Origin of the sequence: Cohaesibacter celericrescens (assembly GCF_002866925.1) — a bacterium.
GTDB classification, from domain to species: Bacteria; Pseudomonadota; Alphaproteobacteria; order Rhizobiales; family Cohaesibacteraceae; genus Cohaesibacter; species Cohaesibacter celericrescens.
Genome location: NZ_PKUQ01000054.1, coordinates 1 through 17491, shown reverse-complemented (window position 1 = coordinate 17491; position 17491 = coordinate 1). Strand labels below are relative to the sequence as shown.

Sequence of the window (17491 nt, the reverse complement as noted above, 5' to 3'; positions counted from 1 at the left end):
TATGCGTTGTTAAGACGAGCCTGTTCAGGGTCCGTCTTAACAGAGGCTCTAATGGAATAGAATATGGCGGACTATTACTTAATTTTGAAGCGTGCTGTCGACAGTCTTCCGGACGGAAGTCGGGAGCGGCGTCAGGCTATCTATGACAAGGCGCGTAAAGCGCTCTTGGCACAGCTTCAAAATATGGACCCGCCATTGGCGCCTTCCGAGATATCCAAACAGCGTATGTCTTTGGAAGAAGCCGTGCGTGTGGTTGAGCGAGATTTGAGTTTGGAAACGGAGCAAAGCGCGGCTTCTCCTGAGGGTGATGAATCGCCTAAATCTGCGCCTGATGAGGTTTCCAAGTCGGCTGCTGAGACTGCGAGAAGCTCGTCTGGTGGACCAACTCCGCCTCAAGTTGCAGCGCCTGCTGTAACAATCATTGCGCCTGATAGGGACGGTTCTGGCAGCTCTAGTCATGGTGCAGTGGCGAGTGAACAGCCATCGATTACGCGCGATGAAAACGACACAAGTTCTTCTGATAAAGTGGTTAGACGGGCTGGACAGGATGTCCTGAAAAATGCGGTAAGAGACGCAAATGCGCTTGGCGCTGCGACGAATGCTTCGGTTAAATCTGCTCAAGACGCTGGTGATGCTGTCGCACAAAAGCGTGATAATGATGTCGCGCGAATCGAACCAACGCTTGGCGATACGTTGGTTTCCAACGCCAAAACCTATCAAAGAACCGTTGCGAGCAACGATATCCCCAGTTCTCATCGGACTGATAGTGCGTTGGATGAAGACGCTGAGCCCAAAGGCAGATTTGGGATGATTGCTGGTGTGCTCTTGTTGGCTGGTGTGCTTGGGGGCAGTGGCTATCTGCTTTATGAGAACCGCGGTTCTTTCATGGGTTCAGACAATGATGCAGGTGAGGGGACACTCTCTTCTGATGCACAAACCACCGCAAATGAGCCAGCTTCTCAGGCTTCTGATCCTGATGCTGGTGATCAAGCGACTGGAGAAGATCAGGAAATCAAAAGCAAGCCAGTTCGCACTGTAACCGTTACGGCACCTGGTTCTTCCCCTGCCGGTGATACAGCTGCGGAAACCACAAAGAACAAACCGGCTGCGCAAGTGTCTGAAAAGCCCGACGCGGCGGTCTCCGTTGCCCAACGGTCTATTCTTTATGAAGAAGAAGGCCCCAATGGTGAACCCGGTGCGGCAAGTGTCGGTGAGGTTCTTTGGACATTGGAAGGCGAAGCCGCTGATCCGACGATCGTGATGACGGCCAAAATTCCTGAACAAGGGCTGACCTTTACCATCAAGATTGGCAAAAACTCAGATCCTGAATTGCCCGCATCGCATTTGATCGAGATTTCGTCTGTGCGTGACAATCCTGACATTGATAAGGCGATCTCGAATATTCCGGGTCTTATTCTCAAACCTACCGAGCAAAGCCGTGGAGAAGGTCTTGTTGGCGCTGCCATGCGCATCGCAGATGATTTCCATTGGATTGCGTTGACTGCCGGTGAACGCGAAGTTCAATATAATATGGAATTGTTATCGTTGCGCAGCTGGATTGACATTCCGATCCAATATACGACGGGTCGACGCGGTATTTTGACTTTGGAAAAAGGTGTTACCGGCGAACGTGTGGTTGATGAAGCCATCAAGGCTTGGAGCGAGTAACGCATTGTTTGGTAGACGCGGGGCGTTGATTTTGTGCGCTTGTCTACCTAACGGGTTTCATAAACCTGAAAAGTGAGTTTTCTGCCATCGGCAGGCTTGTGTCGCGGCGCGTGTTTGTCGAGGTTTGCTTTTATCAGTGTCTCAACCTTTGACGGATCGGCTCTCTTGCGTGCCATGACGCGGATACCCAATATTGTTGCGATCAAACAGAGCGCTGCGGTTTCTGGATGCGTTTCAGGATCAATAGATCCGTCTGCAACGCCTCTTTCAATGGTCAGGGCTAGGTGCTTCTCAGCGCGTTCCATGCCCCGTTCGACGATACTGCGCATTGCTTCGTCATGAATGCCCTGCTCTGTTGCCGTATTGACCAAAAGACAGCCCGGCGTTTGGTGGTTTTCGATCGTTACGCGCAATATGTTGGAAAAATAGGATTCCAAGCCATCGCGTCCACTGCCCTGTGTCAATAGTTGCAAAGATTTGGGTTGTTTTTTGTCGATATAATGGTTCAGGGCGCAGTGAAACAGATCTTTTTTGTTTCCATAGGCATTGTAAATGCTGGCTTTGGCCAGACCCGTCTCTGCCATCAAATCGCGCATTGATGTCCCGTTGTAGCCATTGCGCCAAAACAGGCGCATGGCACGCTCTAGGATGTCTAGATCGTCAAAAGTTCTCGCTCGACCCATACACTACACCCGATGCAGTAATGACCAAATCAGTCGCTGCCGTCCACTCTACCGCAGGACATCTTATCCTACCAATGATCGTTGTTGGTGGTTTGAAATTGAGGTTTCAAACCGCTAGTGATTGCCGAGTGCTTTGGCGGCAGCTGTCTGGACTTCCTTTTGAACTTTTTCAAAAGCCCGTACTTCGATCTGCCTGATGCGCTCGCGGCTGACGTTAAATTCTTCTGACAATTCTTCAAGCGTAATGGGCTTTTCAGTTAAGCGTCTTGCTTCGAAAATCCGGCGCTCACGCTCGTTGAGAATGTTCATAGCATCGGTCAGCAAATCCATCCGGTGGTTGTGTTCTTCTTTATCGGCCAGAACCGTTTCTTGGCTTTCACTATCGTCGACCAGCCAATCCTGCCACTGCCCGCTTTCCCCGTCTGCCTTCAGTGGCGCATTGAGGGAAGAATCACCCGACAGGCGACGGTTCATGGAGATGACTTCTTCGTTGGAAACACCAAGCTTCTCTGCGATATAATCCACTTGATCTGGCTTTAGGTCGCCGTCTTCAAGAGCCTGAATTTGGCCCTTTACTTTACGCAAGTTGAAGAAAAGGCGTTTCTGGTTGGCCGTCGTGCCCATTTTGACTAGGGACCATGAGCGAAGGATATATTCCTGAATAGAGGCGCGAATCCACCACATGGCATAGGTGGCAAGGCGGAAACCTTTTTCTGGATCAAACCGTTTGACGGCTTGCATCAGGCCCACATTGCCCTCAGAGACAACTTCCCCGACAGGCAATCCATACCCGCGATAGCCCATGGCGATTTTGGCGACGAGGCGCAAATGGCTGGTGACCATCTTGTGTGCAGCCTTCTTGTCGTCATGTTCTACATAGCGCTTAGCCAACATATATTCTTCTTGTGGCTCCAGCATTGGAAACCGACGGATCTCACTTAAATATCTGCTGAGCCCTTCTCCTGAATTGGAGAGAACTGGAATATTGCCAGAATCTTTTGCCATAATATGTTACTTCCTCATATCCCCCAATAAGGCAGGACAAATTTCGCAGCCACAACTGGCCTGCGGGTCTCTTGAATATAGAAATAAATTTGGCAATTACAGGGCCAACTTGCCATTTTGATTACATTTTTTGTAAAGCTTCCATTATTTTCATCAGATCTTTGGGCATTTCGCTCTCAAAAACCAGCTCTTCACCCGTGACCGGGTGCGCAAAGCCGAGTAAACCTGCATGCAGTGCTTGGCGTTTTCTTTTCTCGATATTGCGGGCCAGATCTTCCGGCAACGTGTTGAGCTTTGACTTAAACCCTTGACCATATTCAGGATCGCCGATCAACGGATGGCCAATATGGGCCATGTGCACGCGAATCTGGTGTGTGCGGCCGGTTTCCAAACGGCACTCAACCCGTGTTGCACAAACATCGCCGTCAGTGCCAAATTCTTCCATGACTTGATAGTGAGTGATCGCTTGTCTACCGCCTTCTTTGAGGACTTTTTGCCTCAATCTATTGTGTTGGGAGCGACCTATCTGGGTGTCGATGGTTCCCTTGCGTTTGCTCAGCGCCCCCCAGACCAGAGCCTGATAGGCACGCACCAGCGGACCTGTGCGGCCGTGATCTGCAAATTGTTCTGACAGACCCTTGTGGGCAGCATCCGTCTTGGCAACAACCAAAAGACCCGATGTTTCCTTGTCCAGTCTGTGCACAATACCTGGGCGGCGAACGCCGCCTATGCCGGACAGAGAATCGCCGCAATGATGGATGAGAGCGTTGACCAAAGTGCCAGACCAGTTGCCGACGGCAGGGTGCACAACAAGACCGGTGGGTTTGTTGATGACAATCAAATGGTCGTCTTCGAAAACTACTTCTAGCGGAATATCCTGCCCTTTGGGGACGGGGTCTTCAGGGGGGGGCAATGTGACTTTGATACGATCTCCTACATTGACCCTGTGATTTGGCTCCTCTATCGTCCGCTCTGGCTGATCTCCGGAGGCAAGGGTTACCTGGCCTTCCTTGATCAGAACTTTGAAGCGAGAGCGGGAGTATCGACCGTCCTTGGCTGCGATCAACGCATCAAGACGTTTGCCAATCTCGTATTCATCGACTTCGAAATTCAGGATTTCATCTTCTACGTTAGGTGCAGACATGGTTCAACAATCTATCGATCAGCAACCGGCTGGCGACGATCCTTTTCAGAGCCCAGAGATGCTGGAAATGCAGCGCAAAATGCGCAAGATGGTTTTCTGGTCGCTCATGATCATGGTTTTGGGCATTTCGTCCATCGTTGGGGTCCTTATCTACAAGAGCGTGAACAAGAAGGAAAGTCCTGCTGTTGCGGAACTGGAAATAGTTCCGATTACACACATGTTGAATTCGGGTGAAACCGTGCGCAGCATGATTGTCGAGAATGGTGAGGTCTTTTTGTTAGTGGATGGAAAGGGCATGACGTCTGTTCTCAAAATCGATAAGAAAACAGGCTCTGTATCGCGTCGGATCGAATTTATTCCACAGGCGGACTGATAATTCACAGTTTCAATAAAAACCGCCCTTGCGCTTTGTTCTAAAGCTTCCTATAAACCGCTTCACCAATAGCGAGTGCCCTTCGTCTAGCGGTTAGGACGCTGCCCTTTCACGGCGGTAACACGGGTTCGAGTCCCGTAGGGCATGCCATTGGTTACTAAAAGCCCTTGCAACTTAACTAGTTGCGAGGGCTTTTGTCCAACCTATTGGCAGGGTTGGACAAGTTTTCGAACTTGGCCATGCCACTATCTCCCAACCTAGCCCAGTTCGCTTTCTTAACATATTTTCGCTTCTTGCTGTGTTCGGTGTCCCAAATAGGCCATGACTTCGAATTCGGTTGCCCCAGAATCGGCCAATCTCGTTGCACCAACTTTTCTCAATCCATGAACTCGGCCAGGCACGCCTGCATCGGTGCATCGATCAGCAAACCAATTACCAAATGATTCTGTTGTATCCCCCCCGCCTTCAGACTTTTCTTGGCCGATGAATTGCATTTGGTTGCGCGGCATGTTGGCCGTCGCTTCGTACAAGCCTAGTAAGATGGGCAAGTCGACAAGCTGGCCAGTTTTACCCCTACTGTATGAGATCCTGTTGTTGCGAATGTTCTGCCATCCAATTCTGGCGACATCCTAACGGGATGCTCCAGTGTACAACATGAGGTTAAGGGCCATCACAGCAGTAGATCCTTTGTCATGGTGTGTTTCGAACCTGTCAATCTCGAAGTCAGTCCATGTGTGATAACCGTCCGGATTTTCTTTAAACCTCGTCACGCCTTTGGGGTAATGCTAATTGCTTTGATAAACGGACCGGCAGACTGCACTCCCCGAACAGCGCGTGTGGTGCCGTCCAACTTACGGTCAGCGCAGATGACGTTGAACCGGTCACGCTCGGGGCCTGTTAAAAGCCCGATGACGGGTGTGCCACCAGCTCTCAGATCAATGCCTGTGGTCGTGTGACATGGGTCTCATAGTCAGCTTGCGCTTCAGTGCCTATATCGGCGCTGCAGACAAGCGTGGTGTTGATTAGACCGATCAGGTGCCAACGGCGATAGAGGGTGGAAACTGTCAGATCAAGTCTGAACTTCTACAAATAATGCTGTCGCCGGTTGACTATGAAAACAATCACAGCGGGTGTCTGGGAAACTAGGGGCACCTCAATACCAATAAAAAGGCTAAATATTTGTTCACCCTGAAAATGACGTTACTTAAAGTCACAGCTCATCTCTACGCCTAATAAATACAACAATTCCTCAAAAACTTTGGAATCTTTGCAACAGAGCCCTCAATAAACCCCAATTGGAATGCATAATGCCTTTCACCAAGATCCTTTGGCGACGTGCGTTCAATCCCGCCATCCTTGCTCTTATTTCTTTTACTGCGGCGATACCGTCACGGTCTATTCGAACTGAGTAGATCCAATCAGGCCGTTTAATTTTTCAATAATACAAATAGGGTGTCGAGTTAGCATTACACGCAATTACGGGAGGAACATATGGAAAACAAAATAATAACATCAGTCATTCATATAAACCACGAGTTCATGCTTCCTGAAACAAAACAGGTATGCCCGCCGGGTGACTACACCATTTCGCAGGAAGACGAGTTGATTGAAGGCGTTTCATGGTTGGCTTATCGGCGCACAGGAACATTCATAGACATTCCTTCCATCGGGACATCCAAAACACAAATAGAACGGCATGCAATCGCTTCCGATGAACTAACTGCAATTATAGAGTGGGACAGATGAAAGATCGAAAGCTTGCTTCAATGCCCAAGACAGAATTCCAGTTAGGGGACACAGTTTCTCTTAAATCCAGAGAAGGTTTGTCTCCCGCAACGCCCAAAAGTTTCAAAATCCTGCTCAAACTTCCCAATTCTGAAGGGCGTTCCCTGTACAGAATTAGAAACAACAGGCTTGACCATGAACGAGTCGAACTGGGCAGCGGTCTCGTCCGCATTGAAGAATAATTTTTAACATCGGGGATATTTATGTCGAAAATACTTGACGAACTCTGCCAAGGAAAAGCGAGATCTGCGCTTCATTGCGGCAAGAAGGGAAAAGTCCTCGCGCCAGTCAACAAGAACAGCTGTTTTCATCAGAACATTAAGATGTCTCTGGTAGCCAAGATGAGCTCAGGATCCAGTTTCGGGAGATGGTTTGCCAGCCATGCCGCGCCATGGTGTTAGCCTTTCCAAATCAAACTTGCAATATCGATGAAGATACCGGGACTATTCGGTTTTCTGGATACGATGGTGTATTGGAGATCCGCTTTACCATGTCCTCGGACACCATTGATCAACTCATGGGGGGAAAAGATGGCCAGGATATTAGCTACGGGCAAGCCTTCGAACGTTTGCGGTCGCGCATTCAAGACGCCGCAGTGCGCAATTACAAACGAACAAAGAAATCATATTACACCTTGGGTCCAAACTCCGGCATCTAATCTCAAAGCTCCCTAGGTCCTCCCCCGATGGTCGTCGGTAGATTGAACACGAAAAACTCGCTTCAGTGATCCTAGGGTGACCAAGCGTTACAAACTGAGGCGTGGCGCAGGGCCTGTCTCGTTTCACGCCCCAGTGTTTGCGGTTGCCGCTGTCTGAGCATTCCGGCGTGCCACTGCCCTAGTCATTTGAACAACATCGGAGAGCGAGAGTCATTCGCTGCCGAGACCTTTTGGCATGGTTGGAGGGTTATCTCTCCGGTCAGTTGAGTGTCTTTGCCCCTCGCAACAAGACGCTGTTGATTGCGCGCATATTAGTGGGTGTGCCGAAGATATACCGCCCACACAAACCTTCGAGCCAAACACCATGATCTAATTCAAAATCTGAAACAAACAATCAGAGGAACTCCAAATGTCTTTCAAGGACCTGACCACCAGAGCTGCCGCAACAACAAAGCTGCAACAAGACGAGGCGGCGAAGCAAACTGACAAACCCAAGACATCCGATGCCGAGGCTAAAGAGGCTTTACCGACTGCCAAAAAATCCAAAGCTTAGGCTGCCAGATTCTAGGAATGCCAATTCTGGGACCCCTTCGCTGAGGGATGTGTGGCTGCGACCAACATCATGGGCACAGACATCCCTCAAAACCTCACCATAAAAGGAAATAACATGCCTAGTCATAACAATGGCTCTGAAGATCCGGGCCCATGGGGCTCCAAGCAAAATCCCGCCACTGGTGATATAGATGCACTGTTTCGGCAGGGAAGTGCACAATTCGGCGGCATGTTTCCCGGAGGCCCGCCATCAATTCGTAATATGGCCTTCGCTGTAGCTGTCGTCTTGATGATCTTGGCTGCATGGTCATCCTACTTCACCGTTCCAAGCGACTCAGTCGCGGTGATGCAGCGGTTTGGGAAATATACGTCCGAAGTTCCTCCGGGCCTTCACTTCAAGCTCCCTTTCGGGATCGACGCGGCAACCATTGTGCCAGTCAAGCGCCAGTTGAAGCAGGAATTCGGTTTTACAACACCGGGGGCCAGCGATCCCTATCAAAGCCCCACAGACGGACGGCGTGAGACGGAAATGGTGACAGGTGATCTCAATGCCGCGCTCGTGGAATGGGTGCTGCAATATCGCATCTCGGATCCGGTTAAATATCTCTTTGAAGTGCGCGAGCCCAGCGCAACTCTGCGCTATGTCTCGGAGTCGGTGATGCGCGAAGTGGTTGGCGACCGGACCGTGGATGAGGTCATCACCGTTGGACGGCAGGAAATCGAAAGCGAGGCGCTTTTGAAAATGCAGGCGCTTTCAACCAAATATGCCATGGGCATCAGCATCGATCAGGTGCAGCTGAAGAATATCAATCCTCCCGGTCCGGTTCAATCCTCGTTCAACGAAGTGAACCAGGCACAGCAGGAAAAGGAAAGCCTGATAAACGAGGCAAGACGAGAATATAATAAAGTCATTCCGCTGGCTGAAGGTGAGAAGGACCAGCGCATACGCGAAGCGGATGGGTATCGGCTAAAACGTGTCAATGAAGCCGAAGGAGACGCGGCACGCTTCACCTCTCTGTTCGCAGAATATAAAAAAGCCCCAGAGGTCACTCAGCGTCGGATTTACATTGAGACAATGCAGGCCGTTCTGCCCGCGATCCGTTCCAAGATCATAGTCGATGAGACGACCGGCAGCATTCTGCCGATGTTGAATCTCGACAAGCAACAAGAGGCACGGCCATGAAAATCACATTCGGTATTCTTGCAGTGATTTTGATCATTGCAGCTTATTCAGCCGGAAGCGCTCTGTACACGGTAAGTGAGGTTGAACAGGCCATTATCACTCAGTTTGGCAAACCTGTTGGCAAGCCCATCACCACGGCAGGGCTCAAGCTGAAAATTCCCTTCATTCAAGAGGTCAATCCCATTGACCGTCGGGTTCTTGAGTGGGACGGCAATCCATCGGACATGCCAACCAAGGACAAACTCTATATCTCGGTTGATCTCTTTGCCCGTTGGCGGATTACAGATCCGCTACAGTATTTTCTGCGGCTGCGCGATGAACGCAGTGCACAATCGCGCCTTGATGATATTCTCGGCAGTGAAACACGCAACGCGATCGCCAAGCATGAACTCATCGAAATCATTCGCACAACAAAAGATCGCACGCCCTTGCGAGACACGCTTTTGACGGAAGATGAGTTGGCTCAGGATATCGGATCTCTGGTTCCCATCCAGAAGGGCCGCGCCCTTGTAGAACAGGACATTTTTCAGGCTGCATCGGAAAAAGTCCGCGTCTTTGGCATAGAGCTTCTCGATATCAGATTCAAGCGGATCAATTACAATGAGAGTGTCCGACCCAAAATTTACGACCGCATGATATCGGAGCGACGACAAATTGCAGAACGTTTCCTCTCTGAAGGCAATGGTGAGGCAGCCCGTATTCGCGGCAACAGGGTGAGAGATCTCAACAAAATACAATCAGAGGCCTACCGAGCCGTTGAAGAAATTCGTGGGCTGGCAGATGCCTCAGCCGCAGATATCTATGCACGGGCCTACAATACAAATGCCCAGACGGTTAAGTTCTACGAATTCACACGGACGATGCAGGCCTACAAAGATATGATTTCGGAAGGGACAACCATCGTTTTGTCAACTGACAGCGATCTCTTCAAGTTCCTGAGAAGAATGCAGCCAGATGAAACTTTCAGTAGCGACAAGCTTTCGACTGGTTCAGGGGCAACTGGAGACATGCAACCACAATGAAAGGAGCTTAACAATGACCACTGATCCAGTTGACCTAAGTGACACAGTTGAACTTGTCCCGCATTAACTCCGCAGGCATTGTCAGAGGATTGTGACTTGAGACGGGCTGGTGATAGTCCTCCTCTTGCTGAGTGACTTCGACGTGTGTTGTGGAATCCATTGATGCATCAGAAGAACGCATCGGTTCGATCCCCGCCATTGCCCGTCATAAATGGAAAGCCGGGCAGTGGCTATGGTAGCGGATTGGTGCTAGGTCGTTTTGAATACAAATTAGCAAAAAGTATTCTATACGCTTAGCTTTTGTACAATCGGCGATCTCCAATCTAGCGACTGATCACACACTTATTCTGCTGACGCTCAAAAGGGCGATCACATTGCCAATCATTTCCAGCATGGTTGATATGTGCATGCTCTGGAATCTTTACAGCAATGCACTGAGTCTCTGTCGCTTTGTATCCCCGTTCGCAGTCCCAGCCGGGTCCATATGAAGAGCTCGACTGATATCCGTGTTTTGGTGTCTTGATCGCGACACAGGCTTCTTCAACTCTGCTAAACCCGTGCTTGCATTTCCAGCCCCGACTATCAGATATGTTTGTAAGGTAGCCATTATTAGGAACCGGGATTGCAACACAATCATTTTCTTCTTCGCGATATCCACGTTCACATTCCCATCCCAGTCCATAGAACGAACCTGTGATGAAGCCAAGTACCGGCACCTTGATTGCAACGCAGGCATTCCCTATGGGGCGAAACCCAAACTCACATTCCCAACCTTGTTTGCTGGCATACTCAGACAAATATCCGTTCTTGGGGACCTTAATTATTACGCAAGATTCCCCAGCTTCCCGATATCCGCGATTACATTCCCAACTGTCTCCCGACGCCTTGAGATAAGCATTGGACGGAACATCGATGATGTTGCAAGACATTTCTTCCTCCGCAAAGCCGTGCTTGCATTCCCAGCCAGAACCATAAGCGCTTTCCGTCAAATATCCGTTTCTCGGTACAACGATGGCTTTGCATTGGTTATCGTTCTTGCGGTAGCCATTAACACATTCCCATCCATCGCTATATCGCTTCTCCTGAGCATTTTCGGGCATTGTTTCTTTGGCAAAGCTTGCATTGATGCCGACAACAAAAAGTGCCAGTACAATTACTGGGTGCAGCGAGTAGTCAAATCGTTTAAAATTGTATTTCAAAATTCTATCCCAATTTTCGTCCGAGGTTCCGTGTGAAACCGACAATCGTTCAATGGAAAACCTGAGTATGTTTGATGGGCGGCCCATAAACTGAACCGAGCACATCTGTTGGCGAATGGAAGCCAATATTGGGAATTTGTCGCGCTATAGCACCCTGTATCATTAAATTTACCACTTCATCGTAACTCAGGCTGGCATCGATCTCACATGACCGAGGAAAGTAGCTCGAGCCCATTGTCATGCCTGGCACCAAATTGGCCTCGATAAAATGGCATTCTCCATATTGTTCCATCTTCACATCTATGCGCCCAAAATCTCTGGCTCCGAGCGCGATGAAGGCCTTTTTTGCAAGATTCACAGCATCAACATGCGTTTCGAAAACAGAAATCCGTTTCAGCAATTCTGTATTCTCTGATTTCACCTTTGAACCCAAAAGCCGATAGCCATCTTCATCAGGTGGCACGACTTCAATCGGAGACGCGATCAGCTGGCCACCATCTTCGATGATCGCAACGGTGAATTCTCTTCCATCGAGATACTCTTCCACTGAAACAGGCTCACCATACTCGGCGTAAAGCTTTTCAACTTTCTCTTCATATTGTCGGAAAGTTTGAGCAATGGACGCTCTGTCGACACCGTTGCCATTTGCTGCATCCAACGGCTTTATGAATTGGGGAAGTGGAAATGGCAAGTTTGGTTCGGCTTTGAATTCATTTGGTAAAGTTACGAAGAAATCCGCTGTCGCAATGCCTTGTGAGGCAACCCGCTTCTTCGCGGCGACTTTGTTGGAATCATAATAAAGAGTGTCTTTTTTGTAGCCTGTGTAGCTGATGTCGTGGGTCTCAAAATACTCAGATAGCCAGATCAGATGACCACTTTCCAACGGAATATATTTCATTGCCAAGACCACGAAATATGGTTGCCGATTTACGATTTCCCTCAGGTTGGCCAAATCGCAACAAACAGTCACCACAGCAGTGTGATCCAATTCCGCGATGGAATTCATAATCGACGTACACGCCTTGAGAGAGCCAAAACCGGTTTCCTTGAGTAAATCATTTTGTGCTGTTACAATTTCTATTCGCATACCCGCGTTCCTTGAATGGTCAGGATAGGATTGTCCGATGGAGCGATATCTTCAGGCGTGTAACTCCCTATTTTCTATTGTCTTTCTTGATCTTTGCAAATGAATGCAAAGACGGAGTGATATTGACCTGTAGAGAAAGGCATTAAGGCACCTCTCTCAGATCAATCAAACTCAATGGAATCCGAGTAAGTTTGGTAAATTTGTCTGATAGGAATACGCGCAGAAACATAGACTGGGGCATTTTCCGCGACTTAGCGATCGCGAGACGAGCCTCAATATTGGAGTCACATTGAAAGCTTTGGGCCACCCCAAGACGTAAAACACCAGAGGCGATGGCATCGGCAACGAGGCGCACCGACAAAACAATGACGATTCTGAATGGTGCGGATGAAGAACCAATGAGATGCTGCACTTTGTGGTCGTCGCCACAGGCCAGGTCTTCGTCTGGATTGCAGGACAAGAGCGTGAAAGCTCATCCCGAGAGCTCGCGATATATCGCGCCTCTAATCGCATATAGCCCAATCGATGTGAGAGCGGGCTATATGCTATTTTCGCCATGCCTAGCGATGTCTCAAGGCAACAATTGGTGGTCACATAACGACAATCGTTACATATCTTTGGTCAATTCGGCCTGGCAAGACTGAGCAAGAGCACGGTCTGGTTTTTCACCACCCAGAGGGGTTGCCCAACCAGCTTTTTCAACAATCCCGCGGCGCTGATAAGAACTGGCAGCTTTGAGTTCAGCCATGACTTCCACAGCTTTGGGATCTGTTTTTGAATGCTGCAAACAGTAAGGCATAAGGACAGCGGCAACCGCTGCCACAGTGGATTTTTCAGAAAGTTCATTAGCCGAGCTGCTGGTCATCCAGCCACCCCAGTTAAACCCAACGACAGCAAGAGCAATAGCGCCCGCTCCCGCACTCAAAAGTGCAGGTTTTGTCCAAGTAGGGATTTGCATTATTAACGTCCAATCAGTGTCGGAACAGGCACGCATGATCACGTGCAAGATGTGCCCTTGTAGCACACAACGCCAAATAGCTTGCATGGATTATGGTAGACCTTGAACATGATGGTCTCCTTGCCTCATTTTTAGGGAACAAGGTGTCTTCAAATCCAGGGGTTATTCAAAAGACGACACCGCCTCATGTTAGATACCACCAAGGCATTTTCAGCTTGGTCCCCCCACCTTGTCATTTAGACAAGGTGGGGTTTTAAAAGACCATAGATGCCATATTTATTGACAACAATCATTCGCATTCATGTCAAATTTAGGCGTGGCGTCAACGTGCGAATTCAGGCAAGTGCCGCGTGTGGATACGCTTCTTGACGATTTTGGAACGACAGGATTGTCGGCTTAACGACAACGCCAGAGTTAACATTCACCGCCCGGCGAATGGTTTCGTTTTTCTGCCAGAAGTCCCGTCCATCAATCATCGTAGGCAAGTGCACGATGAGCGCCGCAGAAATGGAACGCGACGCGCTTTCCCAAAGATAATTTGGGGTGTGATCCACGGCATAATAGTCGGTCTTCTCAACTTTAAACATTGGCGCTCTGAACGTCGTTGGTTTGGCAAAATAGAACCCCATACCCTCATCGCAGCTGACATCCACGATCAAGCTTCCCGGCCTTAAACAGGATTTTTCCGCTTCCGTTACGAAGTCCATTGGATGATCTGTGTCCTGATAGGTGCCGTTGACGATAATGTCGGCCTCAGAGATCAGATCAGTCAACGGCCGTTCGCTGCCGTCATGTTCGACGACCAGCATACGCGCCTCTCCTTCGGAGCCTTCGCGAATGCGGACATAGTCGCAATCCAGAACCTCTTCGCGAACTTCATGATCAGGGCGTTGTATGCAAATGGTGATGTCTCTGAAGCCATGCGCTTTGAGGGCGTAAATAGCACCGCGGCTCACCGCTCCAAAACTGAAAATGATGGTCTTACGCTGATTGCCATAGTGACCATCAATGCCCTTCAGGCGCAAAGCATGCAAAATGGCACAATAGCCTGCCATTTCGTTGTTTTTATAAAATGTGTGTCTTCCGACTTCCCCGGACGGAGCCCAAACAAACATGTCTTCAAAAGCGACAAGGGTCTGCTTGCGATCAATTGCAGCTTGAGTGATTGCGCGTTGCTGGGCGCAATGAGGGTAGCCCCAAAGAATACCTCCTACTCGCAGATCCTGAAGATCGGCGAGTGTGGGTTTGGCGACAATTACATTTCCAAGGTCTGATAATAGTGCGCTGCGGGGCGCGACACCGCCGGTTTGCGCGGCGATTACAGCATCCGAAATATCGAATGGCAGGCCATATCCTTCTTCAAAGACCAGCTTCTTGCGGTATTTTTCTGAGAGTCTCGGCAAGTGTGCGGGATGAATTGGCACGCGCCGCTCATCCTCCTTCTTGGATGTCCCAATGACACCAAAGGTTAGCTCGCTCATATTGGTTCCATTTCCGGGAGGTGTTCCCCCCCTTGAATTCGTCGTCGATTTTTCGATTGCGATTTGGGCCAAAGGCAGAGGACGTTGTCTTTTGACAATCCCGTTGGCTAACCCGGCGCATCATCAAAAGAAGTCGGAAAGTGATGAGCGCGATTCTGAAGCGTTAGCTATATACTACAGCTAGTACCTGATTGCCGGAGAATAGCCAATGAATACGTCTTTTTTGCGAGCCAATAACAACGGCATCCAAAATTGGCTGACATGAACGACAATCTTGCTCAATGTTTGCTCGCCACGAACTGTTGCTGAGGCGATCTTGGAATCGATAGCAGAAGTGTGATTGTGTCTGGTCTCCTCGCGCACAGCCCGAGCATCTGTAAGCCAAATATGGGCACATTCCAGACTGCAAATACACTTGCATCGCCAGCTCAGATTTCCCTAACTGGACATACCCCGTTTGTCCCAATGCATTAGGCGACTCCGAGCCCTCATCTGGCGACCGAGCTTGCTGACGCATAGGCAAAGCCTAAAAAGGCACCGGACGTTCTACGCATAAAACCTCCGTTGTATTTTGGTCTCCACAACACCCTCATAGGTACTAATTCTTTATCATGCAACTTATTATGGAGGGCTAAAGGAATGTATTTGGTTATTTCAGTATAAAACATAAGTTTTTGAAACGAATCACTTTTTAAGATTGGCTACCCTAAATGTATCCATCACTGAAGACCAAATCTAATCCCTTAATCATTATTCTGGCGACCTTAACCATCACCTGTGTCAGCTCCACAGCTCATGCGGTCAGCCCATCCTACGACATTGCATATCAATGCCCATCTGGTGGAAGCAGTCACAATTATAGCATAGCCTCATACAAACCTGTCTCACTGCTACTGGATACAATCGCCAGCGCTTGCGGCCTGTCTGAAGTTGACATGACTGTCTCATTTGACGGTAGCGTGCTATCCGCAAGCGAGGAAGCGAATGTATATTTCGGGTCTCTGTACCAGAATCTGGGGTATGTCAATTCAGTCTCTGTGAGTGATGGAACCGCAGACAGCAACACCCAGACCGAGAGCATCATCGAAAGCGAGATGACTGGCACGCTGACCAGGCAGCTGCAAATAAATAGCCGTTTCATGTCTCAGGCCCGGAATCGATTCATGGCGGATTTAGGAGGAGGCTCTGGGCCGTCCTTGAATGATGCTGACTTCGCTAGTGCAATATTACTTCGTCATTTAAGGACGGCCCAGAGCCGCCGTTCGTCGACGGTCATTTGCTGCATCGCTCCTTCGTCAAAGCTGCCGTTCGTGCACTATGCAGCATTTGGGTGCAAGGGACTACAGCTGTACGCATGCGGAGGATCAAAGCAGAGCCTGTGAAATTTGATCCATGGTTTGTTGATGTCTTGTTACGCAAGCCACGCATGTTGGCTGCGATAGCCATGGCCAACAAGAGAGCCCGAATGATTTGGGCGGTGCTTACACATAACAGACCTTACAAAGTGAGAACAATCTGAACCGAACCAACCAAAAACAAAAAATTGCAAGACCAATGAGGTGATGGAACAATGTCAGTCCTAAAACCAAGAGAACCCGGCAAAAGTCCCGAACGCTTGTTGTTCGAAACGCGGAAGGGGACTTGGTTTTTGGAAACCATCAGGGCCAGCGGCCATGTGTGCTGCGTTAACAGGACACAAGACTGCTTCTGACAATCGACCAATCACAAAAAAGGCTTACAAGAAGGGAGCCATCCACACAGGGCTTTGTAGACATTCGTCCCGTGCGTTCCAATGACCGGTTATTCAAAAGACGAGAATTTCCCGCCTTTTGCGTGTGAAGCATATTCTTAATGGGCTGTTGTTTTCTAGAGCTTCGTAGTCTTACGTGTTTTGGCTTCACGGCTCAAGCAATCGGCCACACCAAGTCCGCGACACTATTCGTGTTGCGCACTAGTTCTGTATAACGTAATAAAGTTGTATATCAACCAAACACACTTTAAAGAGCATCTGGTTTGCGTAATCGAGCTAATCTTACATCCCTTATCACAGGCGTACTTTTTATCTTGCTTGCAACCTCTGCCTCAGCTGCTGGCCAATGGGATCGAGCTATTGACTGTTTTAATAGTCAGAAATTCAAATGCGCGTTTTCAGAAGCAAAAAAGTTGGCGATGGATGGCCGAGTAATTGTCGGAAATGGTCGCATGACCACTGACGGTATGACTTTCTACCAGATGGCAATGCTTGAATATCTTATTGATGCTTCTGTTGACGAGATTGGCGATGCGGCTCTTTTCACTTTGAAAGTTTTTAACAAAAAAACGAGGCTGCCCTATTCAGTTGAGATGGGCTTTCTAGCTCTAATGCTCTCAACGACCAACCAAAAGAGTGCAGAGAAGTTTGTCGACACTGTTTGTAGGATAGCCCGAGAATCACCGCCTCCTTCGTGGCGAAAACTACAAGGGGTAAATCCTATTTCCAGTAGAGCTTATCGCTACTTTGAAAATCTAAAAAAGATCAAACCCAAATGCCTATACTAATACTGAAGTGCCAATCAATTTAACCTAATGCTCATCCGATCCAGGGTCTCTTCTCAGTGAAAATCAACATCTACGGACCGGTTATTTTCACCATGTCAGAGCCTAAGAGTGTCAATTGGCGTTTAAAATTGGCTCTGACGCATATTTGCTGTTTT

Annotated in this window: 16 protein-coding genes, 1 tRNA gene and 1 pseudogene; 11 read left to right on the top strand and 7 right to left on the bottom strand. The window is 49.0% G+C overall.

The annotated features are described in order from the left end of the window. The first annotated feature begins 63 nt into the window (after positions 1 to 63). Positions 64 to 1668: a hypothetical protein gene (locus tag C0081_RS20525; protein ID WP_101535612.1), complete on the top strand. Its 1605-nt coding sequence runs from the start codon at positions 64 to 66 to the stop codon at positions 1666 to 1668. A 47-nt stretch (positions 1669 to 1715) separates the two neighbouring features. On the opposite strand, the gene C0081_RS20520 is transcribed toward C0081_RS20525, so the two are convergent. From C0081_RS20520 to C0081_RS20510, 3 genes are all read right to left on the bottom strand, one after another. Next, positions 1716 to 2351 (bottom strand): TetR/AcrR family transcriptional regulator, encoded by a 636-nt coding sequence (locus C0081_RS20520; protein WP_101535611.1) that lies wholly within the window; start codon positions 2349 to 2351, stop codon positions 1716 to 1718. Between the two features lie 114 nt (positions 2352 to 2465). Beyond that, positions 2466 to 3356 (bottom strand): RNA polymerase sigma factor RpoH, encoded by an 891-nt coding sequence (gene rpoH, locus C0081_RS20515; RefSeq protein ID WP_101535610.1) that lies wholly within the window; start codon positions 3354 to 3356, stop codon positions 2466 to 2468. Positions 3357 to 3477: 121 nt separating this feature from the next. Further along, a complete protein-coding gene (locus C0081_RS20510; RefSeq protein WP_101535609.1) occupies positions 3478 to 4500 on the bottom strand; it encodes an RluA family pseudouridine synthase in 1023 nt (340 codons plus the stop codon). On the opposite strand from C0081_RS20510, the gene C0081_RS20505 reads away from it, so the two are divergent. From C0081_RS20505 to hflC, 8 genes are all read left to right on the top strand, one after another. Beyond that, positions 4499 to 4873 (top strand): hypothetical protein, encoded by a 375-nt coding sequence (locus tag C0081_RS20505; protein ID WP_101535608.1) that lies wholly within the window; start codon positions 4499 to 4501, stop codon positions 4871 to 4873. The genes C0081_RS20510 and C0081_RS20505 overlap by 2 nt on opposite strands. A 75-nt stretch (positions 4874 to 4948) precedes the next feature. Then, positions 4949 to 5023, top strand: a tRNA-Glu gene (locus tag C0081_RS20500). A 1341-nt stretch (positions 5024 to 6364) separates the two neighbouring features. Then, positions 6365 to 6619 carry a hypothetical protein gene (locus tag C0081_RS20490; RefSeq protein ID WP_101535606.1) on the top strand — a complete coding sequence of 85 codons (255 nt, stop codon included), beginning with the start codon at positions 6365 to 6367 and terminating at the stop codon, positions 6617 to 6619. Next, on the top strand, positions 6616 to 6840 hold the full coding sequence (locus tag C0081_RS20485; RefSeq protein ID WP_245418010.1) for a hypothetical protein: 225 nt from the start codon (positions 6616 to 6618) through the stop codon (positions 6838 to 6840). Before C0081_RS20490 ends, C0081_RS20485 begins: the two co-directional genes overlap by 4 nt. Positions 6841 to 7025: 185 nt before the next feature. Further along, positions 7026 to 7316: a DUF1488 family protein gene (locus tag C0081_RS23915; protein ID WP_101535605.1), complete on the top strand. Its 291-nt coding sequence runs from the start codon at positions 7026 to 7028 to the stop codon at positions 7314 to 7316. Between the two features lie 409 nt (positions 7317 to 7725). Further along, positions 7726 to 7869 (top strand): hypothetical protein, encoded by a 144-nt coding sequence (locus C0081_RS23305; RefSeq protein WP_180966983.1) that lies wholly within the window; start codon positions 7726 to 7728, stop codon positions 7867 to 7869. 114 nt (positions 7870 to 7983) lie between these two features. Next, positions 7984 to 9051: an FtsH protease activity modulator HflK gene (gene hflK / locus C0081_RS20475; RefSeq protein WP_101535604.1), complete on the top strand. Its 1068-nt coding sequence runs from the start codon at positions 7984 to 7986 to the stop codon at positions 9049 to 9051. After that, the gene (gene hflC, locus C0081_RS20470) at positions 9048 to 10073 is read left to right on the top strand and encodes a protease modulator HflC (protein ID WP_101535603.1); all 1026 of its coding nucleotides are present in this window, start codon (positions 9048 to 9050) and stop codon (positions 10071 to 10073) included. The genes hflK and hflC overlap by 4 nt, the downstream gene beginning before the upstream one ends. A 323-nt stretch (positions 10074 to 10396) precedes the next feature. Here hflC and C0081_RS20465 read toward each other — a convergent pair whose 3' ends face one another. From C0081_RS20465 to C0081_RS20445, 4 genes are all read right to left on the bottom strand, one after another. Further along, positions 10397 to 11272: a hypothetical protein gene (locus tag C0081_RS20465; RefSeq protein ID WP_101535602.1), complete on the bottom strand. Its 876-nt coding sequence runs from the start codon at positions 11270 to 11272 to the stop codon at positions 10397 to 10399. A 49-nt stretch (positions 11273 to 11321) separates the two neighbouring features. Further along, positions 11322 to 12359: a D-alanine--D-alanine ligase family protein gene (locus tag C0081_RS20460; protein WP_210200581.1), complete on the bottom strand. Its 1038-nt coding sequence runs from the start codon at positions 12357 to 12359 to the stop codon at positions 11322 to 11324. A 607-nt stretch (positions 12360 to 12966) separates the two neighbouring features. After that, positions 12967 to 13317 carry a hypothetical protein gene (locus C0081_RS20450; RefSeq protein ID WP_101535698.1) on the bottom strand — a complete coding sequence of 117 codons (351 nt, stop codon included), beginning with the start codon at positions 13315 to 13317 and terminating at the stop codon, positions 12967 to 12969. A 335-nt stretch (positions 13318 to 13652) separates the two neighbouring features. Further along, complete coding sequence (locus tag C0081_RS20445) at positions 13653 to 14798, bottom strand: N(5)-(carboxyethyl)ornithine synthase (protein WP_101535600.1); 1146 nt, start codon at positions 14796 to 14798, stop codon at positions 13653 to 13655. A 1408-nt stretch (positions 14799 to 16206) separates the two neighbouring features. Here C0081_RS20445 and C0081_RS23910 point away from each other — a divergent pair. Together C0081_RS23910 and C0081_RS20430 are read left to right on the top strand one after the other, a co-directional pair. Continuing rightward, positions 16207 to 16317: pseudogene (locus C0081_RS23910) on the top strand (IS110 family transposase); the annotation flags it as partial. 494 nt (positions 16318 to 16811) lie between these two features. Next, positions 16812 to 17336, top strand: coding sequence for a hypothetical protein (locus C0081_RS20430; RefSeq protein WP_146006506.1), 525 nt, complete (start codon positions 16812 to 16814; stop codon positions 17334 to 17336). The last annotated feature ends 155 nt before the right edge of the window (positions 17337 to 17491 follow it).